The 26235-nt window shown below is 69.8% G+C and carries 27 protein-coding genes; 15 read left to right on the top strand and 12 right to left on the bottom strand.

Annotation, left to right across the window (positions count from 1 at the left end):
• Positions 1-39: 39 nt before the first annotated feature.
• Positions 40-996 carry a Dyp-type peroxidase gene (locus BUR99_RS13260; RefSeq protein ID WP_074260809.1) on the bottom strand — a complete coding sequence of 319 codons (957 nt, stop codon included), beginning with the start codon at positions 994-996 and terminating at the stop codon, positions 40-42.
• Positions 997-1123: 127 nt separating this feature from the next.
• On the opposite strand from BUR99_RS13260, the gene aspS reads away from it, so the two are divergent.
• Both aspS and BUR99_RS13250 read left to right on the top strand, forming a co-directional pair.
• On the top strand, positions 1124-2482 hold the full coding sequence (gene aspS / locus BUR99_RS13255) for an aspartate--tRNA(Asn) ligase (protein ID WP_074260808.1): 1359 nt from the start codon (positions 1124-1126) through the stop codon (positions 2480-2482).
• Between the two features lie 94 nt (positions 2483-2576).
• Positions 2577-3509, top strand: coding sequence for a formylglycine-generating enzyme family protein (locus BUR99_RS13250; RefSeq protein WP_074260807.1), 933 nt, complete (start codon positions 2577-2579; stop codon positions 3507-3509).
• A 7-nt stretch (positions 3510-3516) separates the two neighbouring features.
• Here BUR99_RS13250 and BUR99_RS13245 read toward each other — a convergent pair whose 3' ends face one another.
• The 5 genes from BUR99_RS13245 to BUR99_RS13225 all read right to left on the bottom strand — a co-directional run bounded on the left by BUR99_RS13245 (position 3517) and on the right by BUR99_RS13225 (position 9121).
• Positions 3517-5205: a SulP family inorganic anion transporter gene (locus tag BUR99_RS13245; RefSeq protein WP_074260806.1), complete on the bottom strand. Its 1689-nt coding sequence runs from the start codon at positions 5203-5205 to the stop codon at positions 3517-3519.
• 8 nt (positions 5206-5213) lie between these two features.
• On the bottom strand, positions 5214-6164 hold the full coding sequence (locus tag BUR99_RS13240; protein WP_084183982.1) for an HAD family hydrolase: 951 nt from the start codon (positions 6162-6164) through the stop codon (positions 5214-5216).
• Positions 6161-8521: an arylsulfatase gene (locus BUR99_RS13235; protein ID WP_074260805.1), complete on the bottom strand. Its 2361-nt coding sequence runs from the start codon at positions 8519-8521 to the stop codon at positions 6161-6163. The genes BUR99_RS13240 and BUR99_RS13235 overlap by 4 nt, the downstream gene beginning before the upstream one ends.
• Positions 8522-8674: 153 nt before the next feature.
• Positions 8675-8947: a glutaredoxin family protein gene (locus BUR99_RS13230; protein WP_074260804.1), complete on the bottom strand. Its 273-nt coding sequence runs from the start codon at positions 8945-8947 to the stop codon at positions 8675-8677.
• A gap of 75 nt (positions 8948-9022) precedes the next feature.
• Positions 9023-9121, bottom strand: coding sequence for a 30S ribosomal protein bS22 (locus tag BUR99_RS13225; RefSeq protein ID WP_003792170.1), 99 nt, complete (start codon positions 9119-9121; stop codon positions 9023-9025).
• 118 nt (positions 9122-9239) lie between these two features.
• Between BUR99_RS13225 and BUR99_RS13220 the strand changes: the two genes are divergently transcribed.
• Positions 9240-9749 carry a GNAT family N-acetyltransferase gene (locus tag BUR99_RS13220; protein WP_074260803.1) on the top strand — a complete coding sequence of 170 codons (510 nt, stop codon included), beginning with the start codon at positions 9240-9242 and terminating at the stop codon, positions 9747-9749.
• A gap of 83 nt (positions 9750-9832) precedes the next feature.
• Positions 9833-10315 (top strand): anthrone oxygenase family protein, encoded by a 483-nt coding sequence (locus BUR99_RS13215; protein WP_074260802.1) that lies wholly within the window; start codon positions 9833-9835, stop codon positions 10313-10315.
• A 10-nt stretch (positions 10316-10325) separates the two neighbouring features.
• Here the strand turns inward: BUR99_RS13215 and BUR99_RS13210 are convergent, their stop codons facing one another.
• On the bottom strand, positions 10326-10772 hold the full coding sequence (locus BUR99_RS13210; RefSeq protein ID WP_074260801.1) for an ArsR/SmtB family transcription factor: 447 nt from the start codon (positions 10770-10772) through the stop codon (positions 10326-10328).
• A 70-nt stretch (positions 10773-10842) separates the two neighbouring features.
• Between BUR99_RS13210 and BUR99_RS13205 the strand changes: the two genes are divergently transcribed.
• Together BUR99_RS13205 and BUR99_RS13200 are read left to right on the top strand one after the other, a co-directional pair.
• Positions 10843-12285, top strand: coding sequence for a TrkH family potassium uptake protein (locus tag BUR99_RS13205; protein WP_084183981.1), 1443 nt, complete (start codon positions 10843-10845; stop codon positions 12283-12285).
• Positions 12278-12946, top strand: coding sequence for a potassium channel family protein (locus BUR99_RS13200; protein ID WP_074260799.1), 669 nt, complete (start codon positions 12278-12280; stop codon positions 12944-12946). Before BUR99_RS13205 ends, BUR99_RS13200 begins: the two co-directional genes overlap by 8 nt.
• Positions 12947-12966: 20 nt before the next feature.
• On the opposite strand, the gene BUR99_RS13195 is transcribed toward BUR99_RS13200, so the two are convergent.
• Entirely contained in the window at positions 12967-13368 is a 402-nt protein-coding gene (locus BUR99_RS13195; protein WP_074260798.1) for a hypothetical protein, read from the bottom strand.
• Positions 13369-13521: 153 nt separating this feature from the next.
• Between BUR99_RS13195 and BUR99_RS13190 the strand changes: the two genes are divergently transcribed.
• Complete coding sequence (locus tag BUR99_RS13190; protein WP_074260797.1) at positions 13522-14100, top strand: hypothetical protein; 579 nt, start codon at positions 13522-13524, stop codon at positions 14098-14100.
• Positions 14101-14165: 65 nt separating this feature from the next.
• Here the strand turns inward: BUR99_RS13190 and BUR99_RS13185 are convergent, their stop codons facing one another.
• Positions 14166-14666, bottom strand: a complete 501-nt coding sequence (locus tag BUR99_RS13185; protein ID WP_074260796.1) for a hypothetical protein — start codon at positions 14664-14666, stop codon at positions 14166-14168.
• A gap of 106 nt (positions 14667-14772) precedes the next feature.
• Between BUR99_RS13185 and BUR99_RS20050 the strand changes: the two genes are divergently transcribed.
• Genes BUR99_RS20050 through BUR99_RS13155 form a run of 7 tightly spaced genes read left to right on the top strand, consistent with a single transcriptional unit; the run spans position 14773 to position 22869 of the window.
• On the top strand, positions 14773-15018 hold the full coding sequence (locus BUR99_RS20050) for a hypothetical protein (RefSeq protein WP_143231630.1): 246 nt from the start codon (positions 14773-14775) through the stop codon (positions 15016-15018).
• Positions 15015-15104, top strand: coding sequence for a potassium-transporting ATPase subunit F (locus tag BUR99_RS20680; protein WP_022891167.1), 90 nt, complete (start codon positions 15015-15017; stop codon positions 15102-15104). Before BUR99_RS20050 ends, BUR99_RS20680 begins: the two co-directional genes overlap by 4 nt.
• Positions 15104-16777 (top strand): potassium-transporting ATPase subunit KdpA, encoded by a 1674-nt coding sequence (kdpA, locus tag BUR99_RS13175; protein WP_074260795.1) that lies wholly within the window; start codon positions 15104-15106, stop codon positions 16775-16777. Before BUR99_RS20680 ends, kdpA begins: the two co-directional genes overlap by 1 nt.
• A 3-nt stretch (positions 16778-16780) precedes the next feature.
• On the top strand, positions 16781-18988 hold the full coding sequence (gene kdpB / locus BUR99_RS13170) for a potassium-transporting ATPase subunit KdpB (RefSeq protein ID WP_084183979.1): 2208 nt from the start codon (positions 16781-16783) through the stop codon (positions 18986-18988).
• 25 nt (positions 18989-19013) lie between these two features.
• Positions 19014-19619: a potassium-transporting ATPase subunit KdpC gene (kdpC, locus tag BUR99_RS13165; RefSeq protein ID WP_074260793.1), complete on the top strand. Its 606-nt coding sequence runs from the start codon at positions 19014-19016 to the stop codon at positions 19617-19619.
• Between the two features lie 11 nt (positions 19620-19630).
• A complete protein-coding gene (locus BUR99_RS13160) occupies positions 19631-22162 on the top strand; it encodes a DUF4118 domain-containing protein (protein ID WP_074260792.1) in 2532 nt (843 codons plus the stop codon).
• Positions 22159-22869: a response regulator gene (locus BUR99_RS13155; protein WP_074260791.1), complete on the top strand. Its 711-nt coding sequence runs from the start codon at positions 22159-22161 to the stop codon at positions 22867-22869. Before BUR99_RS13160 ends, BUR99_RS13155 begins: the two co-directional genes overlap by 4 nt.
• A gap of 167 nt (positions 22870-23036) precedes the next feature.
• Here BUR99_RS13155 and BUR99_RS13150 read toward each other — a convergent pair whose 3' ends face one another.
• Positions 23037-24521 carry an HNH endonuclease signature motif containing protein gene (locus BUR99_RS13150; RefSeq protein WP_074260790.1) on the bottom strand — a complete coding sequence of 495 codons (1485 nt, stop codon included), beginning with the start codon at positions 24519-24521 and terminating at the stop codon, positions 23037-23039.
• A gap of 123 nt (positions 24522-24644) precedes the next feature.
• Here BUR99_RS13150 and BUR99_RS13145 point away from each other — a divergent pair, with 123 nt between their 5' ends.
• The gene (locus BUR99_RS13145; protein ID WP_074260789.1) at positions 24645-24986 is read left to right on the top strand and encodes a pyrophosphohydrolase domain-containing protein; all 342 of its coding nucleotides are present in this window, start codon (positions 24645-24647) and stop codon (positions 24984-24986) included.
• Between the two features lie 30 nt (positions 24987-25016).
• Here the strand turns inward: BUR99_RS13145 and BUR99_RS13140 are convergent, their stop codons facing one another.
• Together BUR99_RS13140 and BUR99_RS13135 are read right to left on the bottom strand one after the other, a co-directional pair.
• The gene (locus BUR99_RS13140; RefSeq protein WP_074260788.1) at positions 25017-25577 is read right to left on the bottom strand and encodes an RNA polymerase sigma factor; all 561 of its coding nucleotides are present in this window, start codon (positions 25575-25577) and stop codon (positions 25017-25019) included.
• Complete coding sequence (locus BUR99_RS13135; protein ID WP_074260787.1) at positions 25574-26161, bottom strand: hypothetical protein; 588 nt, start codon at positions 26159-26161, stop codon at positions 25574-25576. The genes BUR99_RS13140 and BUR99_RS13135 overlap by 4 nt, the downstream gene beginning before the upstream one ends.
• Positions 26162-26235 lie beyond the last annotated feature (74 nt).

Here is a 26235-nt window from a genome sequence, read left to right as displayed (position 1 = left end):
TGCGTCCCGCTCGCGGTCGCCTCCGGTGCACGGCGATCGTCAGTCGGCGTCGGCGAGCGCCTCGAGCAGGTGGAGCGGCGGCACGAAGAACGTGCCGCCCGTCGTGGCGGTCGACACCTCGAGAATCCGGTCGTGATATCCGGGCGGGTCGCCGAGGAACATGCGCTGCAGCATCCGCTCGATGACCCACAGGCGACGGGAGTACCCGATGAAGTAGGTGCCCATCTCGCCGGTCGCGGGGCTCCCGAACGGCATGTTGTCGCGCAGGATCTCGAACTCCTCGTCGGCATCGTCGGTGATCGTCGCGAGCGTCTTGTGCGCCCGCTGCGGTTCGGTGTCGTCGAGTTCGAGGTTGTCGGCCTTCCGCCGTCCGATCACCGCCTCCTGCTGTTCGGTCGTCATCGCGTTCCAGGCGGCGAGGTCGTGCAGGTACTTCTGCACCACGACGTAGCTCCCGCCGGCGAACGCCGGGTCCTCGTCGCCGATGAGGGTCGCCCCCGCCATGCCGGCGCCCGACGGGTTCGCGGTGCCGTCGACGAAGCCGAGCAGGTCGCGCGCGTCGAAGTAGCGGAATCCGTTGACCTCGTCGACCACCTCGACCGCGTCGCCGAGCTGCTCGAGCAGCAGCCGTTCGAACTCGAAGCAGAAGTCGGCCCGATCCGCGCGGATGTGGAACAGCAGGTCGCCCGGGGTCGCCGGTGCGCGGTGCTCCCCGTTCACGATCTGCGTGAACGGGCGCAGCTCCGCCGGCCGGTCGGTTCGACCCAGTCGGTCCCAGAGGTCCGAGCCGATGCCGACGACGCACGAGAGGTTTGCCCCGAGGTCGCGGAATCCGACGGACTTGACGAGATCGTCGATGCCGGCGACCGCCTCGAGCGCGGTGCTCAGCGCGTCGTCGCCCGACGGGATCGTCACCACCAGGAAGACGGCCGAGCGTGAGAGCGGCGCCGCCACCTGCTGCGCGTCGATCGGCACTCGGCGATCGCTTCCATCCATGACCGTGCTCCCCCCGAAGCTGCGGCGCGCGCGTCCCTCGCGGCCGCGCGCCTTCCGCCACCCTACGCCCGGCGTGCAGCCACCCGACAGGACGGGCGGCGAACGCCCACGGGTAGGATGGTCGATCGTGAGCACCCGCACCCTCGTCAAGAACCTCGCCGCCCTCCCCGACGGCCCCGTCACCGTGTCCGGATGGGTCGAGACCGTGCGCGATCAGAAGAAGGTGCAGTTCGTCATCCTTCGCGACGAGTCGGGTGCCGTGCAGCTCGTGAACCCCGCGACCCGCGAGGTCGACCCCTCGCTCACTGAGCCTGCCGAAGTGGCCGAGGCATCCGCTCGCCTGGCGACGACCGAGGCCATCTCGGCGCTCGCCCACGGCTCCTTCATCACCGTCACCGGTGAGCTGAAGCACGACGAGCGCGTCAAGCTCGGCGGCCTCGAGGTGAAGATCGCCTCGTTCGAGGTCGTCACCGCCGCGAACCCCGAGACGCCCATCGCGGCCGACTCGAGCCTCGACAAGCGCATGGACTGGCGCTTCCTCGACCTGCGCCACCCCAAGCAGGCCCTCATCTTCCGCATCCAGACGACCTTCCTCCACGCGCTCCGCGGCGTGTGGGTCGAGAAGGGCCTCATCGAGATCCAGACCCCGAAGCTCATGGCCTCGGCGTCGGAGTCGCGCGCCGAACTCTTCGAGGTCGAGTACTTCGAGGGCAAGGCGTACCTCGCGCAGAGCCCCCAGTTCTTCAAGCAGATGGCGCAGGCGGCCGGCTTCGGCGGCGTCTTCGAGGTCGGGCCCGCGTTCCGCGCCGACCCGTCGTTCACCTCGCGCCACGCGACCGAGTTCACCTCGATCGACACCGAGATCAGCTGGATCGACTCGCACGAAGACGTCATGGCCCTGCACGAGGAGCTCATGGTCGCCGGCTTCCAGGCCGTCGTCGACAAGCACGGCGCCGAGATCGCCGAGCTCTTCGGCATCGAGCTCACTGTGCCGACGCGTCCGTTCCCGCGCATCCCGCTCGCCGAGGCGAAGCAGATCGTCGCCGACCGCGGCTACGTCATCCCCCGCGCCGACGACGACATGGACCCCGAGGGCGAGCGCCAGATCTCGGCGTACGTGAAAGAGGCGTTCGGCCACGACTTCGTGTTCCTCACCGACTACGCGTCGAGCATCCGGCCGTTCTACCACATGCGGCACGAGGGCGACCCGAGCCTCACGAACTCCTACGACCTCATCTACAACGGCGTCGAGATCTCGACGGGCGCACAGCGCGAGCACCGCATCGACGTGCTCATCGAGCAGGCCCGCGACAAGGGCATGGACCCCGAGGAGCTCGAGTTCTACCTCGACTTCTTCCGCTACGGCGTGCCGCCGCACGGCGGCTTCGGCATGGGTCTCGCACGCGTGCTGATGCTCATGCTCGAAGAGCACTCGATCCGCGAGACCACCTACCTCTTCCGCGGCCCGACCCGCCTGCAGCCGTAGCGGCCATCGGTCGCGCGCGGCGCCCGGCGCGAGGCCGGGCTCCGCGAACGCGTCGTAGGCTCGGAGGGTGACGAGCGACACCCACCCGACGCCCATGACCCGCATCGACGGCGGCAGCTTCCGCATGGGCTCCGAGGAGTTCTACGCCGACGAGACCCCGGTGCACGAGCGTTCGGTCGCCGCGTTCGAGCTCGACGTGCACCCCGTGACGAACGAGCAGTTCGCCGCGTTCGTCGAGGCGACCGGCTACGTCACCGTCGCCGAACGCCCGCTCGACCCGGCCGACTTCCCCGGCGTCGATCCCGCCGACCTCGTGCCCGGCGGGCTCGTGTTCACGCCCACCTCGGGCCCCGTCGACCTGCGCGAGTGGCGGCAGTGGTGGCGCTGGGGCGCCGGGGCGAGCTGGCGGCATCCGTTCGGGCCCGAGGCATCATTGCGACAGGCTCAGTTCGGCGCCGTCGACGCGCTCGCCGACCGCCCGACGCACCCGGTGGTGCAGGTGAGCTTCGAGGATGCCTCCGCCTACGCCGAATGGGCCGGCAAGCGTCTGCCGACCGAGGCCGAGTTAGAGTTCGCCGCGCGCGGCGGGCTCGACGGTGCGCGCTTCGCGTGGGGCGACGAGGAGTTCCCCGACGGCCGGCTCATGGTCAACCGCTGGCAGGGCGCCTTCCCGTACCGCAACACCGGCGCCGAGGGCTGGGCCGGCACGTCTCCCGTGATGACGTTCCCCGCGAACGGCTACGGGCTCTTCGACGTCACCGGCAACGTCTGGGAGTGGACGACCGACTTCTACACCGCACGCCACAACCCGTCGGGGCTCGAGGCTGTCGACGCTGAACGGCGACCGAACCTGCTCGCCGCCGCCTCGGCCGAGCCCGGCTCGCGCATCCCGCGCCGGGTGCTCAAGGGCGGTTCGCACCTGTGCTCCCCCGACTACTGCCTGCGCTACCGCCCCGCGGCCCGCTCCCCGCAGGCCGACGACTCGGCGACGACGCACATCGGCTTCCGCTGCGCGCGCGACGCCTGACGCGGCGCTACTCGACCGGCGCCGCGATCGCGTCGGCGAGCGTCGGGTAGACCCGGCCGGCGGCCTCGAGCCCGGCGAACCAGCTCGTGCGGCGTGCGATCACCGCGCCTGGCTCGGGAACGGCGGCGAGGCGCAGCTCGACGCCGGTCGCTGCGAGCTCGCGATCGAGGTCGGCGAGCGTGTCGAGCACCGTGATCGAGGTCGCCGAGAGCCGGGTGAGCTCGAGGGCCACCGCCCGGATGCCCGCGCCACCGGCAGCGGCATCGCCCACGGCAGCGGCAGCCTCGGCGGCAGCGGCGGCGGCGGCGGCGGCGGCGGCGGCGAGCACGGCGTTCTCGTTGGCGACCACGTTCGCCGTGTAGAGCGGGCCCATGAGCCGCACGGGCAGCACCCCGTCGACCGGCTCGGCCACGTCGATGCGCAGCCGGTTGAGCTCGCGCAGCACGACGACGAACGTGGCGACGATGCCGACGACGACCGCCAGCAGCAGTCCAGCGGTGAGCCCCACGAACGCCGTGGCCGCGGCGATCCAGAAGTCGTTCCGACTGATCCGCCAGAACCGCACGAGCGAGCCGACGTCGATGAGGCTGATCACCGCGACGAAGACGAGGGCGGCGAGCGTCGCCTGCGGCAGCAGGCTCAGCACCGGCCCGAGGAACAGCGCCACGAGCACGGCGAGCACGACCGTCACGATCGTCGCGAGCTGCGTGCGCGCACCCGCCCCCTGGTTCACCGCGCTCTGCGAGAAGCCGCCCGCGGCGGGCAGCACCTGGAAGAACGAGCCGACCGTATTGGCCGCACCGGTCGCGAAGAGCTCCTGGTCGCTGTCGATCTGCGGCTCGCCCGGCTTGCGGATGCCTCGTGCCACCGCCGCGGATTCGAGGAACGCCATCACCGCGATCGCGAGCGCGCCGGGCAGCAGCTCCGGCACGTGCGCGAACGAGGGCAGCGACGGTGGCGGGAAGCCCTGCGGCACCGGCGGGATGAGCTCGACGCCCGCCTCTTCGAGGCCGGCGAACGCCACGAGCAGGATGCCCGCGGCGACGACGATCAGCGGCCCGGGAACCCGCGGGGCGAAGCGCTTCAGCAGGAAGAGCACGGCGATCGACCCGGCCGAGAGGGCGATCGTCGCGAGGTTCGCGCCGGGCACGGCTTCGACGACGGCGACCAGCGAGCGGATGAATCCGTGGCCCGAGAAGTTCGACGTCTCGCCGAGCAGCTTCGGCAGCTGGCCGACCGCGACGGTCGCGCCGACGCCGACCTGGATGCCGACGATCGTCGCCTTCGAGATGTTCTCGACGAGGGACCCGAGCTTCAGGAGTCGGCAGACGAGCAGGAGCACCCCGACGATGAGCGTGAGCGCCATGAGGTCGGGCACGGGGTCGTCGGAGCCCGCGGCGACGCCGGCCGAGACGAGCGTCGTCGCGGTCAGCGTCGCGATCGTCGACGTCGTCGACACGCTCATCGCACGCGAGCCGCCGAGCATGGCGTAGACGAGCATGGGCACCATGCACGTGTAGAGGCCGACCTGCACCGGCAGGTTCGCGATCGTCGCGTAGGCCATCGCCTGCGGAATGACGACGGCCCCGGCCGAGAGCCCCGCGAGCAGGTCGGCTCCGAGCCATCCGCGCTGATAGCCGCGAAGGGTCGGGAACAGCAGCGGTCGCCGCCGCGCTGCAACGGGGGTCTGCGGCATCCGCTCGCCTACGCTGCCGGGTCGGGGAAGACGCTCGCCCAGTCGCGCGCGACGCTCACGACCGTGAAGTCGTGCTCGGATGCCGCGGCGAGCGCCTGCTCGGCCCCCTTGTCGTAGGGCGTGTCGCCCCGACCGGTGTCGTCGTCGTGGTGCACGAGCAGGGCGAGGTGCTGCCGGCTGCCCTGGGCGTACCGGAGCATCTCGATGTCGCCGTTGGAGTTCCCGGCGGCGAGGATCGGACGCCGCCCGACGCGCGTCCAGATGCGCACCGGCTTCACCGGGCCGTCATCCATGAAGTCGAACGTCGCGTGGTAATGCACCTGGTTCGACGCCTCGTCGTACCCGAGACCGAGCGCCGACCCGATGACGCGCTCCGGCGGGATGCCGTAGTACTCGGCCGTCATCGGCCGCATGAAGTCGCGGTCGCCGCCCGAGACGATGTAGTTCGCGAAGCCGTTGGCCTCGAGGTGGCGCAGCAGCTCCACCATGGGCTGGTAGACGACCTGGGAGTACGGCCGGTGCAACACCAGGTGCCGGGCGTCGCGGTAGAAGTCGGCGACCATCGCGGCGTAGTCCTCGACGCTCAGATCTGCGGCTGCCCCGAGCATCGCGCCGATCATGACCTTCAGCTCGGAGTCGTCGCCTGCGTAGTGCTTCTCGAGCGCTCCCCCGAGCCACTCGAAGTCGCCGGTGACGGCCGCCTTGTAGGGCTGCTGCTCGGCGAGCGAGGGGTCGGCCGCGGCAGCCGCGGCCCACTGCTGCACGATGAAGTGCAGCTGCGTCGGCATGGGCTTCTCGGTCCAGAGCGTGCCGTCGTTGTCGAAGACCGCGACGCGTTCCTCGATCGGCACGGCCTCCGGCCCCTCGGTGACGGTGGCCACGAAGTCGAGGATCGCGTCACGGGTCGCCCCGTCGGTCCACGACGGCAGCGCCGATACCGCGTCGTTCGTCGCGCTCACTGTCGGGTCATCGCAATCTGCATCTGGTGGGCGGGGTCGATGAGGTGGTCGTGGTTGTCGTCGCCGACATCGATGCGCACCCACGAGATCTTGCCCGAGAACGCGTTGCCGGTCGCCTCGTAGTCGGCCGACACCGGCGACGCGACATCCGCGCCGACGTCGACGGTCTCGTCCATCGAGAAGAAGAACGGCAGCGTGCGAGAGACCCGGCCCTCGCCGAGCTGCGTCTCGCCGTCGGAGAGCGTCACCGCTCCGCCCTTGCCGAGGCCCCCGCCGTCGTACGCGAAGTGCACGCGGAGCTCGTGGACACCCGGCTCGAGCACCGTCTCGGAGGTCGCGTAGTCGGTCTCGATGCCCATGACGTTGTACGCGAAGCGCAGCGTTCCCTCGTGCAGGTACATGCTCCACCCGCCGTAGGAGCCGCCCTGCGCGATGATCACGCCGGTGCCGCCCGACTCGGGGATCGTCACCTTCGCGGTCACGGTGAACGACTTGTTCTTGATGTTGACGACCGAGTTCTCGCTGAGGCGCTTCATGCCCGAGTACAGGGTCTGCGAGGTGCCCTTCACGAGGGCAGGCCGCCCGGCGATCTCCTCGTTGAACCGCTCGGCCGAGCGGATGTCCATGGGCAGCACGTTGAAGCGCGCGGCCTGGATCAGGAAGAGTCGCTGCAGCTCCGCGAGCTTCGCGGGCTCCTTCGCCGCGAGGTCGTTGGACTGGGTCCAGTCCTCCTCGACGTTGTAGAGCTCCCACACGTCGTCGTCGAGGCCGTGGCTCGACGCGAGCCACGGGTCCTTGTGCTTGGCGACGGCCGTCCACCCCTTGTGGAAGATCGCCCGGTTGCCGAGCATCTCGAAGTACTGGGTCGTGTGCACCTCGTCGGCGTCGGCCGACGCGAACGAGGAGTTCATCGGCGTGCCCTCGTAGGGCCGCTGCGTGACGCCGTGCACGGTCGCCGGCTCGGGGATGCCGGCCGCTTCGAGCACGGTCGGCGCGACGTCGATGACGTGCGCGAACTGGTCGCGGATCTCGCCGCGCGCGGCGATGCCGTTCGGCCACGAGACGATCGTGCCGTTGCGGGTGCCGCCCCAGTGGCTCGCCACCTGCTTGGTCCACTGGTAGGGCGTGTCCATCGCGTGCGCCCAGCCGATCGCGTAGTGGTTGTACGAGCGGGGCGTGCCGAGGTCGTCCTGGTGCTCGATGAGGTAGGCGTCGTCTTCGAGTTCGTTCATGTGGTTGATCGTGAACGCCTCGTTGGTCGTGCCCTTCATGGTGCCCTCGGCGGATGCCCCGTTGTCGCCGATGATCACGTAGACGAGCGTGTCGTCGAGCACGTCGAGCTCTTCGAGGGCGTCGAGCAGCTCGCCGACGTAGTGGTCGGCGTACTCGAGGTACCCGGCGTAGACCTCCATCTCGCGGGCGAGCACGGGGTGCAGCTCGGGGTTCATCTCGTCCCACGCGGGGATGCCGGGGCTGCGCTCGGTGAGCACCGCGTTCTCGGGGATGACGCCGAGCGCCTTCTGCCGCGCGAAGGTCTCCTCCCGCAGCGCGTCCCAGCCCTGGTCGAACTTGCCGGCGTACTTGTCGGCCCACTCGGCGGGCACGTGGTGCGGGGCGTGCGTCGCGCCCGGCGCGAAGTAGGTGAAGAAGGGCTTGTCGGGGGCGAGCGCCTTCTGCTGCTTCGTCCAGTCGATGGCCTTCTGCGTCATGTCGGCCATGAAGTGGTAGCCCTCTTCGGGCGTGCCCCAGGGCTCGACGGGCGTCGTGCCCTCGTAGATCGCGGGGTACCACTGGTTGGTCTCGCCCCCGATGAAGCCGTAGAAGTACTCGAAGCCGCCGCCGGGGCTCGGCCACTGGTCGAACGGGCCGACCGGGCTCGACTGCCAGACGGGCACCTCGTGGCACTTGCCGAACTGGGCGGTGCTGTAGCCGTTGAGCTTCAGGGTCTCGGCCAGGGGCGCGCAGTTGTTCGGGCGCAGCGAGCTGTAGCCGGGCGCGCTCGTGGCGATCTCGGTGATGCCGCCCATGCCGACGGTGTGGTGGTTGCGGCCGGAGAGCAGCGCGGCGCGCGTCGGCGAGCAGAGCGCCGTCGTGTGGAAGCGCGTGTACTTCAGGCCCTGCGCGGCGACCCGCTCGAAGTTCGGCGTGTGCACGGGGCCGCCGAAGGCGCTCGAGGCGCCGAAGCCGGTGTCGTCGATGAGCACCACGAGCACATTGGGCGCACCCTCGGGGGGCAGCAGCCGCTCGATCGGCGGGTAGTGCGTATCGGGGTCGGTCGCGTCGTAGGTCACCGTGCCCGTGTAGGCGAGGTCCGGAATCGGCAGTGTCGAACGCTGGACGTCGGGCTTGGTGCTCACAGTCGGTCTCCCAGGTCTGGGAGGGCGATGACGAGGGCGGGATGCCCCGGCACACACCCTTCCCGCTCAGAAGCCGTCGACCCCCGACGGCTACCTGTCAACCGTGGCACAGCGCGGGGCGAGTGACAACGCGACACGATCGTCGATCGGGACTCAGCCGGCGAGCAGCGCCGTCTTCAGCCGAACCGGGTCGATGCGCCAGTAGTTGTGCACGACGTCGTCGATGAGCACGACGGGGATCTCCTCGGCGTAGCGGGCGCGCAGTTCGTCGTCGTCGAGGATCGAGCGCTCGTCGAGCGCGATGTGCGGCGGGGCATCCGTCGCCTCGATCTCGGCCATCACTGCCTGCACGACCTCTCGTGCGTCGTCGCAGAGATGGCAGCCGGGCTTGCCGATGAGGGTGAGTCGGATGTCGCGTCGGGTCACTGTTTCAGCCTACGTCCGGGTACAGCGAAAAGCGCCAGGCCGCAGGGCCTGACGCTCAGCCGTCGTCTCGAAGGACTACTTCTTGTTGCGACGCTGGTGGCGCGTCTTGCGAAGCAGCTTGCGGTGCTTCTTCTTCGCCATACGCTTGCGGCGCTTCTTGATGACGGAACCCATCAGAACCTCACAGAAAAGATCGAGTCGGACGCGCGTGCCGCGGCCGGAGGCTAGAAAGCCTCGGGGTAGTCTACCGGATCCGAACGGCAGCCTTCGCCCGATGGGTTAGCGTCGAGGGATGCCCCGCCCAGATCTCGTGATCCGAACCACCGAGGAAGCCGACTGGCAGGCCGTGCGCGCGCTGCGTCTCGAGATGCTGCGCGACACCCCGCTGGCCTACGGCGAGACCCTCGCCACGGCACTCGACGCCGATGAGGCGACCTGGCGGGCACGCGCTGCGCGCGGCACGACACCCCGCCAGACCTCGATCGTGGCGATCGACGGCGAGCGCTGGATCGGGCACATGGGCGGCTACATTCCGGATGCCACGTCGGGCCCGATGCTCGTCGGCGTCTACGTGGCACCCGAGCACCGCGGCGACGAGGCCGGTGTCTCGCGTCTGCTGCTCGATGCGGTCGAGCAGTGGGCGCGCGAGTTCGGCGGAACGCTGCGGCTCGAGGTGCACGAGGACAACCCGCGGGCGATCCGCTTCTACGAGAAGCTCGGCTTCACGCGCACCGGTCGGAGCCGTGAGTACGAGCTCGCGCCGGGCGGCCTCGAACTCGAGATGATCAAGCCGCTGCAGTGAATTCCTCTGCTGGTTGAGCCCGCCTGCTGGTTGAGCTCGTCTGCTGGTTGAGCTCGTCGAAACCCGCACGGCAGACTGAGCCCATGACCGCATTCGTGGAAGTGCTGCTCGTCGTCGCGATCCTCGGCACGGGCATCGTCGCCGGAGTCTTCTTCGCCTTCTCGGGCTTCGTCATGCAGGGCATCGGCCGACTGCCGGCCGCCGAGGCGGCGAGGGCGATGCGCGAGATCAACGTGACCGCGGTGCGCGCGCCGCTCATGCTCGCGATCTTCGGCACGGCCCTCGTCGTGGCGGTGCTCGCCGTGTTCGCGTTCCTCGGCGAACCCGAGGGTGCGACGTGGTGGTCGCTCGGCGGCGCGGCGCTCTACCTGATCGGCGTGGTCGGCGTGACGGGCACCGCCAACGTGCCGCTCAACAACCGCCTGGCAGCTGCCGCCGAAGCGGATGCCCCGGCGCTCGCCGCCGCCTGGCAGGCGTTCCGCCCGGGCTGGCTCGCGTGGAACCACGTGCGCACGATCGCGTCGACCGCGTCGAGCCTCGCGTTCGTGCTCGCCCTCGTGGGGTGAGGCGGGCTCGCTACCGTCGCTTCTTCGGGGCGACGACGGCGGTGACCTGGTGCGCGGTCTCGGCGAAAGCCTTGCCGATGGCCGCGGCGAAGGCGAACTGCTCCTCGTTCAGGGCGAGCTCTTCGCGAGCGGTCGCGCCGGCGCTCGCGAGCGTGGCGGCGTCGGCTGCGGCATCCGTCGAGACGAACGGGATGAGCCAGTCCTCGAGCGTCTCGAGCGGCGTGCGGTCGAGCTTGTAGTAGCGGTGCTGCCCCTCTTCGCGTACGGCGACGAGGCCCGACTCGCGAAGCACCTTCAAGTGCTTGGAGACCGTCGGCTGACTCGCGCCGAGCGCACTCACGATCTCGGAGACGCTGATCTCGCCGCCCGACGACGGCACGTCCGCCTCGCGCTCGAGGAGTACGGCGAGGATGTCGCGCCGCGTCGAGTCCGCCACCACGTCGAAGATGTCCGCCATGCCCCAAGGTTAGTCACTCCGCGTGGGGAGTACCATGACTCACGCGTTCGGTGACGGCGGAGGGGGCTCGATGCGCGCACAGCCGATGGGTCGACTCGGCCGAGTCGACCGCCGGTCGTGGCTCGGCAGGCTCCGCGACGCCGTCGACGGGCTCATGAAGCACTCGCCGTCGCGATTCGCGATCCTCATCTTCGCGGCCCTCATCGTGCTCTTCACCGTGCTGTTCTCGCTGCCGATCGCGAGCGCCGATCGGCAGATGACGCCGCTCCACGACGCGGTGTTCACCGCGGTCTCGGTCATCTGCGTCACCGGCCTCGCGACGGTCGACATGGCGACGCACTGGTCGCCGTTCGGCAACGTGCTCGTCTTCATCGGCGTGAACATCGGCGGCGTCGGCGTGCTGACGCTCGCGTCGATCCTCGGCCTCGTGATCTCCCGGCGACTCGGCCTGCGGGCCAAGCTCATCGCCGCGAGCGACTCGAACCCGTCGCGCATCCACGTCGGCCCGGTCTCCGAACGCCAGGCGGTTCGGCTCGGCGAGGTCGGCGGGCTGCTCGCGACCGTCGCGATCAGCGCCCTCGTCATCGAGGTGACGATCGCGATCGGCATGATCCCGAGCATGCTCGCCGCGGGCTACGACGCATGGCACTCGTTCTGGTACAGCTTCTACTACTCGGCGATGGCCTTCACCAACACGGGGTTCAGCCCGAACCCGGGCGGACTCGAACCGCTCGTCGGCGACTACTGGTTCCAGTCGCTCCTCATGCTCGGCGTGTTCCTCGGCAGCCTCGGCTTCCCCGTGATCTTCGCGCTGGCACGGGCATGGCGGCAGCCGCGCCGCTGGAGCGTGCACGTGAAGCTCACGCTCACGACGACCACGATCCTCTTCGTCGCAGGTGCCGCGATGTTCCTGCTGCTCGAGTACGGCAACCCGAAGACGTACGGCCAGCTCGACGCCGGCCCGACCGTCTTCCAGTCGTTCTTCATGTCGATGATGACGAGGTCGGGCGGATTCTCGACGATCAACATGCACGACCTCAACGGGTCGAGCCTGCTCGTCTCCGACATGCTCATGTTCATCGGCGGCGGTTCGGCATCGACCGCCGGTGGCATCAAGGTCACGACCCTCGCCGTGCTCTTCCTCGCCGCCTTCGCCGAGGCACGAGGAGCGCCCTCGATGGAGGCGTTCGGTCGGCGCATCCCCCGCGACATGCTGCGCCTCTCGGTCAGCGTCGTGCTCTGGGGTGCCACGATCGTCGCCGTCTCGTCGATCGCCATCCTGCAGATCACGAAGCAGCCGTTCGACTACGTGCTCTTCGACGTGATCTCCGCATTCGCCACGTGCGGCCTCTCGACGGGACTCACGGCCGAGCTGCCGCCCGAGGGCGTCTACGTCATGGCCCTCACGATGTTCATGGGGCGGGTTGGTACAGTGACACTCGCCGCGGCCCTGGCGGCGAGCCAGCGCCGGCAGTTGTTCAAACGTCCGGAAGAGAGGCCCATCGTTGGTTGATCGAATCAGGCACGACGCCCCGGTGCTCGTGATCGGCCTCGGCCGCTTCGGAGCCGCCACCGCGGGTCAGCTCGACCGGCTCGGCCGCGAGGTGCTCGCCGTCGACGAGAACGAGGGCCTCGTTCAGAAGTGGTCGGAGCGGGTCACCCACGCCGTCGTCGCCGACGCGAAGTCGATCGACGCACTGAAGCAGATCGGCGCGCAGGACTTCTCGATCGCGGTGTGCGCGGTGGGCTCGTCGATCGAGGCATCCGTGCTCATCACGGCGAACCTCGTCGACCTGAAGATCCCGCAGATCTGGGCGAAGGCGATCTCGGCCTCGCACGGCAAGATCCTGCAGCGCATCGGCGCGAACCACGTCATCTACCCCGAGCGCGAAGCGGGCGAGCGCACCGCGCACCTCGTGAGCGGCCGCATGCTCGACTTCATCGAGTTCGACGACGACTTCGCCCTTGTGAAGATGTACCCGCCGAAGCCGATCCGCGGCAAGAACCTCACCGAGTCGGGCGTGCGGTCGAAGTACCGCGTCACGGTCGTCGGCGTCAAGAGCCCCGGCAAGCCGTTCACCTACGCGACCGAGCAGACCGTGGTCTCCAACCACGACCTCATCATCGTCTCGGGCACCGAGGGCGACATCGAGCGGTTCGCCGCGCTCGAGTAGCGGTCGGCAGGCGACGAAGCTCAGCCCACGAACATCAGCACGACGCCGATGACGGCGGATGCCGCGGCGATGCCGATGAACACGAAGCCGAGGATGCGAATGACGCGTCGACCCGTCGGCGGCTCGTGGAGCCGCAGGCGGTACGGCTCGCGCTCCTTGTAGAACGCTGGCTCCTCGTCGGGGTTGGTGACGTGCGCGCGCTCGTCGGCGCTGAGCACGCGCGACTGGAAGCCGTCGTCGGTGAACCACCGCACGATGCTGCCCCCGTCGCCGTCGCCGTCGATGACGACCGCCTCGGTGCGCAGCCAGCGACCATCGGCCACTCGGATCAGCAGCGCGAGCAGCAGGCAGGTGAGCCCCGCGGCGAGCGCGAACCATCCGATCACCTCGGTGATGACCGAGATGGTGTCCGCCGCGTTCATGCAACCAAAGCTATCGCCCCGCGGGCGGCGAGACCGCACGCGTGAGGAACCCGTCGGTGAACAGGTCGGGGCCGTTCGGGTCCCGTGAGTGCCCCTGCGGCGCACCATCGGCCGGGCGTAGACCGGAGGAACCACCCTGAGGAGGTTCCATCGATGAGTATCCTGCACACCGTCACGTGGCTGCGCCACCGCTACACCGGCCCGTGGTCACGCGATGCCTGGCCCGAAGCCACGGTGATGGAGGCGGGAGACGTGCGCATCAGCACGATCTCGCTCCTCGGCGTCGCCGCGAGCCACGGCACCCCGTGCGTGCGAAATGCCGCCGCCGTCGTGCCCGGCACGGGGGGCGCGCCGTCTCCCTCGCAGTTCGCCTCGGTCGTCGTCACGCGGGTGCTCGCGGTCGAGACGCTTCCCGACGACTCGCTCGGCGCCTGGGTCGATGCGGATCTCGACCGCTGCTCGCCCGTGCTCTCGGAGGCCCGCATCATCGGCCGCCCGAGCATCGAGGCAACGTTGCCCGTCCAGCTCCGGCCGTCGGTCACGACCGCCGCCGAGGTGCCGGTGGCGGCCCTGCCGATCGACCTGCATCCCGGCGACCTCATCGCCGTGCCATGTCGCGGGGCCACGTCGCTCCGTGACATCCGACCGTCGAGCCGCCATCGCTCGCGGCTGTCCGACGACCGGATCGACCACGATCGCGACGAGTTCCCCCTGGGGCACTGCGGTCGCTGACCCCACCGTGAACGGGCGGATGCCGCACGCCGAGGCGTCGGCATCCGCCCGTCGTGTGCCGAGCGTCAGCCTCTGCGGATGTCTCGCAATGCGCTGACGTGGCCGCACGGCGCCGCGATGAGGTCGCCGGCGGCGATGTCCTCCGGGAGCGACACCTGGTTGCCGGTGCCTGGTTCCGACGGCGTCGACAGGCCCACGGCAATGGCAGGAGCCGTGCTGGTGCGGCCGATCATCCGGAGCTCGACCCAGCAGGCGTCGCAACCGTCGAGGCGCCCGTCGACCTCGACGACCCGCTCCGCGCCCCGCCCGCGCACGTTCGTGACCCGCACGACGACGACCGAGATGTCGATCGACCGCTCCGGCCCGCTCTCCCCCGTCGCCTCGGCCGTCGCCGTGTGTACGCACGGCGTGCCGCACAGCTCGACGAGGCGCAGCATCGAGACCCCTGAGACGACGATGTCGTCGACGGTCGCGGAGGTGTGCCGGGGCCAGTGCTCCAGCCCGGCGGGCCGGCCTGTCGTCGTGAGCAGAGGAGTGCTGGTCGAATACGCGAGAACCGTCGTCATGGTTCAGGTGTAAGCGCCGAATGCCCGATGAACGCGCGCATCAACGGATCCCGAACGGGACGGGTCGGGTTCGCTGACGGGATCCTTGCGGAGTGCCGTCGTCATCGTGAGCGGCGCATTCGGATCGCCCGAGGACGCGTTAGGGGTCCGTGAGGATCGGCGGCGAGGCATCCGCTCGGGTGTTGCATCGGATCTGCCGGTTGAGCTTGTCGAAACCTGCCCGCACGCCGCGACCGCGGCCCGCGGATCTCCCGAAACTGGAGTCTTCGTGCTCGACGTCGTCTACATTCTCGGCATCATCGCCGTGTTCGTACTCGTCGGCCTCATCGCCAGGGGGGTCGAGAAGCTGTGATCTTCTTCGAACTCCTCGCTGCCGCGTTGGGTGTCGCCGCTGTGGTGTACCTCGTGTACGCCCTCGTCAAACCTGAGCGGTTCTGATGGATGCGCTGTTCGCCGTCATGCAGGCGGCCACCCTCGCCCTGATCCTCGCCCTCCTCTACCGCCCGCTCGGCGACTACATGGCGCGCCTCTACACGAGCGATCGCGACTGGAAGTTCGAGCGCGGCCTCTACCGCCTCATCGGCGTCGACCCGCGCTCGGAGCAGTCGTGGCCTGCCTACCTGCGCGGCGTGCTCGCGTTCTCGGTCGTCGGGCTGCTGTTCGTCTACGTGCTGCAGCGCGCCCAGGCGGTGCTGCCCTACTCGCTCGGCCTCCCGGCCGTGCCCGAGGGCCTGTCGTTCAACACCGCGGCGTCCTTCGTCGCGAACACGAACTGGCAGTCGTACTCCCCCGAGCTCACGATGGGCTACACCGTGCAGCTCGCGGGCCTCGCGGTGCAGAACTTCGTCTCGGCCGCCGTCGGCATCGCCGTCGCCGTGGCACTCGTGCGCGGCTTCGCTCGCCGCAACTCGGGCACGATCGGCAACTTCTGGGTCGACCTGTTCCGCGGCGCGTTCCGCCTGCTGCTGCCGCTCTCGGTCATCGGCGCGATCGTGCTGCTCATCGGCGGCGTCGTGCAGAACTTCAACGGCTTCACCGAGGTGACGACCCTCGCGGGCAACACCCAGAACCTGCCCGGCGGCCCGGTCGCCTCGCAGGAGGTCATCAAGCTGCTCGGCACGAACGGCGGCGGGTTCTTCAACGCGAACTCGGCCCACCCGTTCGAGAACCCGACCGCCTGGACGAGCCTCTTCCAGAACGTGCTCATGCTCGCGATCCCCTTCGCCCTGCCGCGCACCTTCGGCAGGATGGTCGGCTCCAACAAGCAGGGGTACGCGATCCTCGCGGTCATGGCGACGCTCTACCTGATCTCGCTCTTCGCGCTCAGCGCGCTCGAGTCGGGCGGCAACGGCACCGCTCCCGAGCTCGCCGGCGGCGCGCTCGAGGGCAAGGAGGCGCGCTTCGGCATCTTCGGTTCGACGCTCTTCGGCACCACGTCGACGCTCACCTCGACCGGCGCCGTGAACTCGATGCACGACTCGTTCACCGCCCTCGGCGGCATGATGCCGATGCTGAACATGATGCTCGGCGAGGTCGCCCCCGGCGGCGTCGGCTCCGGCCTCTACGGCATGCTCGTGCTCGCGATCATCGCGGTGTTCATCGCCGGCCTCCTCGTCGGCCGCACACCCGAGTACCTCGGCAAGAAGATCGGCCCGCGCGAGATCAAGCTCGCGAGCCTCTACATCCTCGTCACGCCGACGCTCGTGCTCGTGGGCACCGCCCTCAGCTTCGCGATCCCCGGCATCCGCGAGGACGTCGAGTCGGTCTCGATCTGGAACCCAGGCATCCACGGCATGAGCGAGGTGCTCTACGCGTTCACGAGCGCGTCGAACAACAACGGCTCGGCGTTCGCGGGGCTCACCGCGAACACCCCGTGGTTCAACACGGCGCTCGGCGTCGCGATGCTGCTCGGCCGGTTCATCCCGATCGTGCTCGTGCTCGCCCTCGCCGGCAGCCTCGCCGCACAGGACAAGGTGCCCGCGACCGCAGGCACCCTGCCCACCCACCGGCCGCAGTTCGTCGGCCTCCTCGTGGGCGTCACGGTCATCGTGACCGCGCTCACCTACTTCCCCGTTCTCACGCTGGGTCCCCTGGCTGAAGGGCTGAACTGATCCATGTCCACCACCATCACGTCGCTCCCTGAGCCTGTCGAAGGGCCCGAGCCTGCGGAGCACACCCCCCGTCAGATGGGCTCCCCGTCGAAACGCCCCGCCGGCGCATTCGGGCCGGCTCAGATCGTCGCGGCCCTGCCCGGCGCGTTCCGCAAGCTCGACCCGAGACAGATGTGGCACAACCCCGTCATGTTCCTCGTCGAGGTCGGCGCCGCGCTCACGACCGTGCTCGCGATCGCCGAGCCGTTCCTCGGCGGCCCCGAGTCGTCGGGCGGCACGGCCGTCCCGCTCTCCTTCACCTGGGCGATCGCCGTCTGGCTCTGGCTCACCGTGCTCTTCGCGAACCTCGCGGAGTCGGTGGCCGAGGGCCGCGGCAAGGCGCAGGCCGACACCCTGCGGCAGACCCGAACGTCGACGATCGCCCGCCGCGTCACGGCGTACGACGAGGTCGCGGATGCCGCGGCCGAGCGCACCGCGATCGCCGAGGTGCCCTCGGGCGACCTCCGGCTCGGCGACGTCGTCGTCGTGACGGCGGGCGAGTCGATCCCGGGCGACGGCGACATCATCCACGGCATCGCCTCGGTCGACGAGTCGGCGATCACGGGCGAGTCCGCCCCGGTCGTACGTGAGTCCGGCGGCGACCGCTCGGCGGTCACCGGCGGCACCCGCGTGCTCTCCGACCGCATCGTGGTGCGCATCACCTCGAAGCCCGGCGAGACCTTCGTCGACCGCATGATCGCGCTCGTCGAGGGGGCCTCGCGCCAGAAGACGCCGAACGAGATCGCGCTCAACATCCTGCTCGCGAGCCTCTCGATCATCTTCGTGGTCGTCACCCTCACGCTGAACCCGATCGCCTCCTACGCGGCGTCGCCGGTCTCGATCCCGGTGCTCATCGCGCTCCTCGTCTGCCTCATCCCGACGACGATCGGCGCCCTGCTCTCGGCCATCGGCATCGCCGGCATGGACCGGCTCGTGCAGCGCAACGTGCTCGCGATGTCGGGCCGTGCGGTCGAGGCGGCGGGCGATGTCACGACGCTGCTCCTCGACAAGACCGGCACCATCACGTACGGCAACCGCCGTGCGAGCGAGTTCGTGCCGATGCCGGGCGTGGCGATCTCGGAGCTCGAGCGGGCCGCGGCCCTCTCGTCACTCGCCGACCCCACCCCCGAGGGATCGTCGATCGTCGACCTGGCGGCGGAACGCGGCATCCGCTTCGACCCTTCGACAGGCTCAGGGAGCGGGGTGGCCGGCGAGGTCGTGCCGTTCACGGCGCAGACCCGCATGTCGGGACTCGACCTGCCCGACGGCTCGAGCATCCGCAAGGGTGCCGGGTCGGCGGTCATCGCGTGGGTCGAGGCATCCGGTCGCATCGCCTCGTCGACGCTCGACGAGCTCGAGCAGCGCGTCGAGACGATCTCGAACAGCGGCGGCACCCCGCTCGTCGTCGCCGCGAAGGACCTGAACGGCGAGGCACGCCTGCTCGGCGTCGTGCACCTGAAGGACGTCGTGAAGGACGGCCTCACCGAGCGCTTCGCCGAGCTCCGCGCCATGGGCATCCGCACGGTCATGATCACGGGCGACAACCCGCTCACCGCGAAGGCGATCGCGGCCGAGGCGGGCGTCGACGACTACCTCGCCGAGGCCACCCCCGAAGACAAGATGGCCCTCATCAAGCGCGAGCAGGCGGGCGGCAACCTCGTCGCCATGACCGGCGACGGCACGAACGACGCCCCGGCGCTCGCGCAGGCGGACGTCGGCGTCGCGATGAACACGGGCACGTCGGCCGCGAAGGAGGCCGGCAACATGGTCGACCTCGACAGCGACCCGACGAAGCTCATCGAGATCGTGCGCATCGGCAAGCAGCTGCTCATCACGCGCGGCGCGCTGACCACGTTCTCGATCGCCAACGACGTCGCGAAGTACTTCGCGATCATCCCGGCGATGTTCGCGGGCGTCTTCCCGGGGCTCGCGGTGCTGAACATCATGCAGCTGAGCTCCCCCGCCTCGGCGATCCTGTCGGCGATCATCTTCAACGCGATCATCATCGTGATCCTGATCCCGCTCGCGCTCCGCGGCGTGAAGTACCAGGCCGGTGGCGCGTCCGCGATCCTCAGCCGCAACCTGCTGATCTACGGCCTCGGCGGCATCATCGCCCCCTTCATCGGCATCAAGCTGATCGACCTCGTCGTCAGCCTCATCCCCGGGTTCTAGGCCCGGGAGCGAAAGGAAACACACCATGAGCTCCACTCGCACTGCGGTCCGCACCCACTGGGTGGCGGTTCGCGCGATGCTCATCTTCACCGCCGTGCTCGGCGTGGCCTACACGCTCGTCGTCACGGGCATCGGGCAGGTCGTCCTTCCCGCCCAGGCGAACGGGTCGGTCGTCCGCTCGGGCGACGAGGTCGTGGGCTCCGCCCTCATCGGCCAGTCGTTCACGGATGCTTCAGGCGAGCCGCTTCCCGAGTGGTTCCAGCCCCGCCCGTCGGCGGCCGGCGACGGGTACGGCGGCGGCGCGTCGAGCGGCAGCAACCAGGGTCCCGAGAACGCCGACCTCATCGCCGCGATCGAAGAGCGGAAGGCGCAGGTCGCCGAGTTCAACGGCGTCTCCGAAGCGGATGTCCCGGCCGACGCGGTCACCGCATCGGCGTCGGGTCTCGACCCGCACATCAGCCCGGAGTACGCCCTGCTGCAGGTGGCGCGGGTCGCCGACGAGCGCGGCCTCCCCGAATCCGAGGTGCGCGAACTCGTGGAGTCTAGGATTCAGGCACGGGATCTCGGGTACCTGGGCGAGCCGACCGTCAACGTGCTGCAGCTGAACCTCGCCCTCTCCGAGCTGGGCTGAGGGGCAGATTCATGAAACGGGGGCGGCTTCGCGTGCTGCTCGGCGCCGCCCCCGGCGTCGGCAAGACCTACTCCATGCTCGAAGAGGGCCGGCGGCTCCGGGGCGAGGGCCACGACGTCGTCGTCGCCTTCGTCGAGACGCACGGCCGCAAGGCCACCGCGTCGATGGTCAGCGGGCTCGAGGTGGTGCCCCGCACCACCGTCGAGCACCGCGGCATGGGTCTCGACGAGATGGACCTCGACGCGGTGCTCGCGCGCCGCCCCGAGGTCGCCCTCGTCGACGAACTCGCCCACACCAATGCGCCGGGGTCGCGGCACGCCAAGCGCTGGCAGGACGTCGACGAGCTGCTCGACGCCGGCATCGACGTGATCTCGACGGTCAACACCCAGCACATCGAGTCGCTCGGCGACGTCGTGCAGCAGATCACGGGGGTCGCCCAGCGCGAGACCATCCCCGATGCCGTGCTGCGGGCGGCCGACCAGATCGAGGTCGTCGACCTCGCCCCGCAGGCTTTGCGCGACCGGCTCGCGGGCGGCCTCGTCTACCCGGCCGAGCGCATCGACGCGGCGCTCTCGAACTACTTCCGTCTCGGCAACCTCACGGCGCTCCGCGAACTCGCGCTGCTCTGGCTCGCCGACGAGGTCGACTCGGCGCTCAAGGCCTACCGCGTCGAGCACGGCATCGATCGCAAGTGGGAGGCGCGCGAACGCGTCGTCGTCGCCCTCACCGGCGGCCCCGAGGGCGAGACGCTCCTGCGCCGCGGTGCCCGCATCGCCTCACGATCGTCGGGCGGCGAACTCATCGCGGTGCACGTCACGAATCCCGACGGCATGCGGGCGCGGCATCCGGGCGCCCTCGATGGCCAGCGCACCCTCGTCGAACAGCTCGGCGGCACCTTCCACCAGGTCGTCGGCGAAGACGTGCCACGCGCGCTCGTCGACTTCGCGAGAGCGGCGAACGCCACGCAGCTCGTGATCGGCGTCAGCCGCCGGTCGCGACTCGCGGCGGCGTTCACGGGACCGGGCATCGGGGCGACGGTCATCCGCGAGTCGGGCGACATCGACGTGCACATCGTCACGCACGCGGCGGCCGGCTCGGGGTTCTCGCTCCCGAAGCTCGGCGGCGCGCTCAGCCGCGGGCGCATGCTCGTCGGCTTCGCCGTGGCCCTCATCGCCGGGCCGCTGCTCAGCTGGCTGCTCGTGACGTTCCACACCGAGACGTCGATCACGAGCGACGTGCTCGCGTACCAGTTGCTCGTCATCGTCGTCGCCCTCATCGGCGGCATCTGGCCGGGACTCTTCGCGGCCGTGCTCTCGGGCCTCACCCTCAACTTCCTCTTCGTCCAGCCGACGTACACGCTGACGATCAGCGACCCACGGCAACTGCTCGCCCTCGTGTTCTATGTCGCCAACGCGCTGCTCGTGAGCTACGTCGTCGACCAGGCCGCACGCCGCACGCGCATCGCACGGCGGGCGGCCGCCGAGTCGCAACTGCTTGCGACGCTCGCCGGCAGCGTGCTCCGCGGTGAGGACGCCCTGCAGGCGATGGTCACCCGCACCCGCGAGGCGTTCGGCCTCACGGGCGTGCGCCTCCTCGTCGACGGCGAGACGCGGGTGGCCGACGGCGAGCCGAGCCGCGACGACCGGGTCACCGAGGTCCCCATCGGCAGCCGCGGCGTGCTCGAACTGCACGGGCAGGACCTCGAGGCATCCGAGCGCCGTCTGCTGCACGTCATCGCGACCCAGATGGATGCCGCGATCGAGCACGGCGCGCTCGCGACCGCCGCCTCGGCGGCCGACGCCCTCGTCGAGACCGACCGCGTGCGTTCGGCCCTGCTCGCCGCGGTCGGGCACGACCTGCGACGCCCGCTCACCTCGGCGTCGGCGGCGATCAGCGCCCTGCGCTCCCGCGAGGTCGAGCTGCCCGCCGCCGAACGCGAGGAGCTCCTCGCGACCGCCTCCGAGAGCCTCGACGCCCTCGCCGAACTCGTCACCAACCTGCTCGACGTGAGCCGGGTGCAGGCCGGGGCGCTCGCCGTCATGCTCGCGCCCACCGAGGTCGTCGACGTCGTGCTGCCCGCCCTCGACGAGCTCGCGCTCGGGCCGGGCGACATCGAGCTCGATCTCGCCGATGAGCTCGCGCCCGTGCTCGCCGACGGGGTGCTCCTGCAGCGGGTGGTCGTGAACCTGCTCGCGAACGCGGTGCGCCACAGTCCCGACGGCGAACGCGTGCGTCTCGCCGCGAGCTCGTTCCAGGGCCGCACCGAACTGCGCGTCGTCGACCGCGGCCCCGGCATCCCCGTCGAGCGCCGCGACGAGGTGTTCACGCCGTTCCAGCGCCTCGGCGACACCGACAACGACACCGGCCTCGGACTCGGACTCGCCCTGTCGAAGGGCTTCGTCGAGGGAATGGACGGCACACTGGAGGTCGAGGACACCCCCGGCGGCGGCCTGACCATGGTCGTCACCCTGCCCTCCGCCCCGAGCACGCCGCCGACCCCGCCGACGGCCACGCCGATGACCACCACCGAGGAGACACGATGAGGATCCTCCTCGCCGACGATGACGACCAGCTGCAGCGGGCGCTGCGCATCACGCTCGCCGCGCGCGGCTACGAGGTCGTCGCCGCCCGCGACGGTGCCGAGGCGATCGACCTGGCCGCGAATGCGCACCCCGACCTCATCCTGCTCGACCTCGGCATGCCTCGCGTCGACGGCATCGATGTCATCCGGGCCGTGCGCGCGTGGTCGAAGGTGCCGATCCTCGTGCTCTCGGGTCGCACCGACTCCGCCGAGAAGGTCGACGCCCTCGACGCCGGTGCCGACGACTACGTGACGAAGCCCTTCGCGATGGACGAACTCCTCGCCCGCATCCGTGCGCGGGCCCGGTCGACCACTGGCGAAGCGGATGCCGCGGCGCATGCGATCGGCGCCCTCACGGTCGACCTCGCGGCGAAGACCATCAGGTCGACGGATGCCTCGGGGCACGCGACATCCGTGCGACTGACGCCGACCGAGTGGCGCCTGCTCGAGCTGTTCCTCAAGAACCCGGGCAAGCTCCTCACCCGGCAGATGCTGCTGAGCGAGGTGTGGGGGCCGTTCCACGCGAACGACGCCGGCTACCTGCGGCTCTACGTCGCCCAGCTGCGGCGCAAGCTCGAGCCGACGCCGTCGGAACCGCGGTTCTTCCTCACCGAGCCCGGCATGGGGTACCGCTTCGAGCCGGGGGCAGCCTCGCCGCCGGTCGAGTAGCGACGAAGGAGCGCATCGAGACCTTGGTCTCGGACGACTCGGACGGCTCGGTCGGCAACGCGGTCTGAGCGCACACAAGCGTCTCACTCGTCATGAGAAGGTCGTGCGCTGAGCGCCCCGAGCGCGTTGAGCGCGCGGAGCGCACTCTCGGCACGCGGCCCGAATATTCAGGCGGCCGCCTCTTGAGCGACCGCCGCGACCGCCGAGGTAGCTGTCCGCGCCGACCACAGCCTCCGATTACCGGGGCGCGGCCGCTGCTGCGGGTCGAGGTGCACCGGAGGCGTGAACCACGTCTGCGCGTCGCGCACGGTGATGACCCACCCGTCGTCATGGACGCGGTGATGATGGTGCGAGCACAACATGATGCCGTTGCCGATGTCGGTGCGGCCACGATGACGCTTCCACCATCTGATGTGGTGCGCCTGCGTATGCGATGGCGGGCGATTGCAGGCCGGCCAGGCGCAACCGCCGTCACGTTCGACCAGAGCCAGCTTCTGCGCCGCGGTGAAGAGTCGGGCCGCGCGGCCGAGCTCGAGCGGCTCGGAGCGGTGATCGAGCAGGAGCGGGCTGATGCCGGCAGACATCGCCAGCTCACGCACGGTCGCGACCGAGATCGGCTGATCGATGCCGTCGATCGTGGCATGACCCTGACCGCCGACGAGCGACTCGGCGTCGATGCGCGCGACCACGGTGGCCTGCCTCAGCGCGGCCGGCGCCTGCTTCGCCCCGAGTGAGAGCCGCGCGATGTCGGCGAGGGCGTCGGCGTTCATCTGCGCGATCGTGCGCTGCTCGCCGAAGATCGCATCGGGCTCGCCGCTCGCATCATGCTCGGCGTCAGTGCGGGCGTGCTCATCGTCGGCCGATGCACCGAAGCCGCGCTTCGCATCGCGTGCCCGGTGCAGCTCCGCACTGACGAGCGCCTCGACAGCGAGCTTGATCGGGGCGCCGTTCGCCGGGTCGAACGCGCCCTGCAGCTGGATCATGCCGGCGCGATCCTCCCAGATGCGCAGGCCCCGCTGCGAACGCAGTTCGTCTTCGCGCGGCTTCACCCCGTCGGGGTCGAGTCGCGCCTGCAACTGCTTGACCAGCCGGGTGAGCCCGTCGACGCCGACCAGCGGCGCCCGCTCGACGAGAAACCGTTCAGCCTCACCGAGTTCGGTTCGGTCGGCCCGGAAGGCGATGCCGTCGAGGAACCGGCGGATCGTCTCAGCAGCGTCGACGCACAGCGAGCCGGACTCCAGACCGGCAGCCAGATGCGGATGCCGCGCCGGCAGCACCTCGCCGGTGAACGAGGCCCGCACGGCAGTCGCCTCCCCCACCGCAACGAGCTTGGCGGCGTCGCTGAACCTGCCGCCGGTGACCGACGCGATCAGACGCGCGGGCGAGGCGTAGCCGTGGCGGCGCGCGACATCGTCATCGCCGCCCATGCGAGCGCGACGCGCGAGCTCAGCGGCGCACTTGGTCTGCAACGCCTGCACGCGACGCTCGAGCTCGGCCAGCGACTCCGTCACCCGCACCAGACCATCGCCGCTCATGGCGCGAACGTCGTGCTCCGCTTCGATCGATTCGCCCGGCAATGAGTCCGCCCAGTCGTGATCGACCTCGGCGCATGCCGACCGCAACTCGGTGAGTGCGGCGGTCGCATCGGGCATGCCTTATTTTACCGCGAAACGGGCCGAGAATGGAAGGTATGTTCGAGAGAATCACGCCGAATGTTCGCCCACAATTGGAGAGAGATTCGAGGAAATCGAGGCAGAACGGTTACCCTCTCCCTCATGGACCTTCATGCCATTGAAGACGCCGTCGAGTCGGTATCGCGCGCCTACGCGGCGAAGTTCGACCTGAACCGCACCGACGAATGGTTCATGCTCAAACTGCAGGAGGAGGTCGGTGAACTCACCCAGGTGTTCGTCGATCTGAACGGCATGGGGCGCGACCGCGGACTGAGCGACGACGACAAGCGCGAGGCGTTCGCGAACGAGTGCGCCGACGTGCTCGCCCATCTCCTCCTGCTGGCGCGCAGCCAGGGCATCGACCTTCCCCGTGCGATCGAGGCGAAGTGGCTTTCTTGGGATGCGCCCCCGACGAGCGACGAGGGTGCCGCAGGGCACCACTGATTCCGGCTGCGGTGGCCCTCACTCGGTGGCTCATGCGCCGGCGGCATCGAACGAACCGAGGCGATCGTGTTCTGCGGTGCTGTTCGGTTCATCGGACAACACACCTCGCAGGGCGCGCTTCGCTCGGTGCATCCGCCCTCGGGCCGTGGTGATGGGGATGCCGAGTGCCGTCGCCGCGTCGGGCACCGGCATGCCGTCCCAGTAGACGAGCATGATCAGTTCGCGTTGGTCGTTCGGAAGGACTGCGACGGCGGCCCGCACGTCGAGCGCCTCGTCATCGGCGGGTGGCACCGCGGAGAGCATCAACTGCGCGCGGAGCGGGGCTGCGAGGCGCTCGGCTCGGCGGCGACCACGAATCCAGTTGCCGTGCACTCGGCCGGCGACGCCATACATCCAGAGCTTCGCCTCATGGTCGTCGACCGGGAGGTCCCTGATTCGCCGCCACGCGACGAGAAACGCCTCGGCGAGGAGGTCTGCGGCGTCGGCGGGCTCGGTGGTTCGCCGGACGAAATAGCGCAAGAGCTCGGGAGCGAGCGATTCGTGGAGGCGGGTCAGACGGCGGTCCCTCTCGTCACGTCGTCGCGCCTTCACTGCTGCTCCTCGCAGCCGTACCGCGCTTGCAAGGAGATGCCCGCGCCGAGGAATCCGCGGGCTTCGAATTCCTCCTCGATCTGACCGACGAACGTGGAATTGATGTATCGCTCGTCAGGGTCGGCCTCGATCGATTCATTGTGACGAGCTCGCGCCCACGCGCTCTCGCTCTGTTCCGTGCCGCGGTCGAGCTCGTCGATGTCCACTGCGGCGAGGAACTTCTGCGCCTCGCTGAATCGCTGCTCGATGTCTGCCCCGGCGCTTGCCGGGTCGGGTTCGGCGCCGATGTCGATGGTGCACCTCAACTCTCCCGTCTCGATCGGGATGACACGCTCGTAGCTCAGGTCGCCGTGATACTCAGGGGCCGCCCACGGCATGAGGTCGGGTGCGGCCACCGCGGCGACGCCGCCGGCCAGTCCGAGGCAACCGAGCACGCCCGCGACCGCGAGGGGCGCGAACCATCGTCTGTGCCGAGGCCTCGACGCCGAGATCTGCAGAGCGAGGGCCGTGGCCGATTCGTCGAGCGACCGCGATGTCACGAGATTCGCCGGATCACTTCTCGTCAGTCGTTCATCGATGCTCATACGGCTCCATCTCTGGTCGGGCCTTCACCAGAGACATGTCCGGGACGGCACGAATGTGTACGCACCCGACGGAA

This window comes from Agromyces cerinus subsp. cerinus, from assembly GCF_900142065.1.
GTDB lineage: Bacteria > Actinomycetota > Actinomycetes > Actinomycetales > Microbacteriaceae > Agromyces > Agromyces cerinus.
Note: the sequence above shows the minus strand (reverse complement) of the source record. Positions and strands in the feature narration are given on the sequence as shown.

Coding starts and splice junctions, on each gene's coding strand:
- BUR99_RS13260 (WP_074260809.1), bottom strand. CDS start 996: ATGGATGGAAGCGATCGCCGAGTGCCGATCGACGCGCAGCAGGTGGCG.
- BUR99_RS13250 (WP_074260807.1), top strand. CDS start 2,577: ATGACCCGCATCGACGGCGGCAGCTTCCGCATGGGCTCCGAGGAGTTC.
- BUR99_RS13245 (WP_074260806.1), bottom strand. CDS start 5,205: ATGCCGCAGACCCCCGTTGCAGCGCGGCGGCGACCGCTGCTGTTCCCG.
- BUR99_RS13225 (WP_003792170.1), bottom strand. CDS start 9,121: ATGGGTTCCGTCATCAAGAAGCGCCGCAAGCGTATGGCGAAGAAGAAG.
- BUR99_RS13220 (WP_074260803.1), top strand. CDS start 9,240: ATGCCCCGCCCAGATCTCGTGATCCGAACCACCGAGGAAGCCGACTGG.
- BUR99_RS13215 (WP_074260802.1), top strand. CDS start 9,833: ATGACCGCATTCGTGGAAGTGCTGCTCGTCGTCGCGATCCTCGGCACG.
- BUR99_RS13210 (WP_074260801.1), bottom strand. CDS start 10,772: ATGGCGGACATCTTCGACGTGGTGGCGGACTCGACGCGGCGCGACATC.
- BUR99_RS13205 (WP_084183981.1), top strand. CDS start 10,843: ATGCGCGCACAGCCGATGGGTCGACTCGGCCGAGTCGACCGCCGGTCG.
- BUR99_RS13195 (WP_074260798.1), bottom strand. CDS start 13,368: ATGAACGCGGCGGACACCATCTCGGTCATCACCGAGGTGATCGGATGG.
- BUR99_RS13190 (WP_074260797.1), top strand. CDS start 13,522: ATGAGTATCCTGCACACCGTCACGTGGCTGCGCCACCGCTACACCGGC.
- BUR99_RS13185 (WP_074260796.1), bottom strand. CDS start 14,666: ATGACGACGGTTCTCGCGTATTCGACCAGCACTCCTCTGCTCACGACG.
- kdpA (WP_074260795.1), top strand. CDS start 15,104: ATGGATGCGCTGTTCGCCGTCATGCAGGCGGCCACCCTCGCCCTGATC.
- kdpB (WP_084183979.1), top strand. CDS start 16,781: ATGTCCACCACCATCACGTCGCTCCCTGAGCCTGTCGAAGGGCCCGAG.
- kdpC (WP_074260793.1), top strand. CDS start 19,014: ATGAGCTCCACTCGCACTGCGGTCCGCACCCACTGGGTGGCGGTTCGC.
- BUR99_RS13160 (WP_074260792.1), top strand. CDS start 19,631: ATGAAACGGGGGCGGCTTCGCGTGCTGCTCGGCGCCGCCCCCGGCGTC.
- BUR99_RS13155 (WP_074260791.1), top strand. CDS start 22,159: ATGAGGATCCTCCTCGCCGACGATGACGACCAGCTGCAGCGGGCGCTG.
- BUR99_RS13150 (WP_074260790.1), bottom strand. CDS start 24,521: ATGCCCGATGCGACCGCCGCACTCACCGAGTTGCGGTCGGCATGCGCC.
- BUR99_RS13145 (WP_074260789.1), top strand. CDS start 24,645: ATGGACCTTCATGCCATTGAAGACGCCGTCGAGTCGGTATCGCGCGCC.
- BUR99_RS13135 (WP_074260787.1), bottom strand. CDS start 26,161: ATGAGCATCGATGAACGACTGACGAGAAGTGATCCGGCGAATCTCGTG.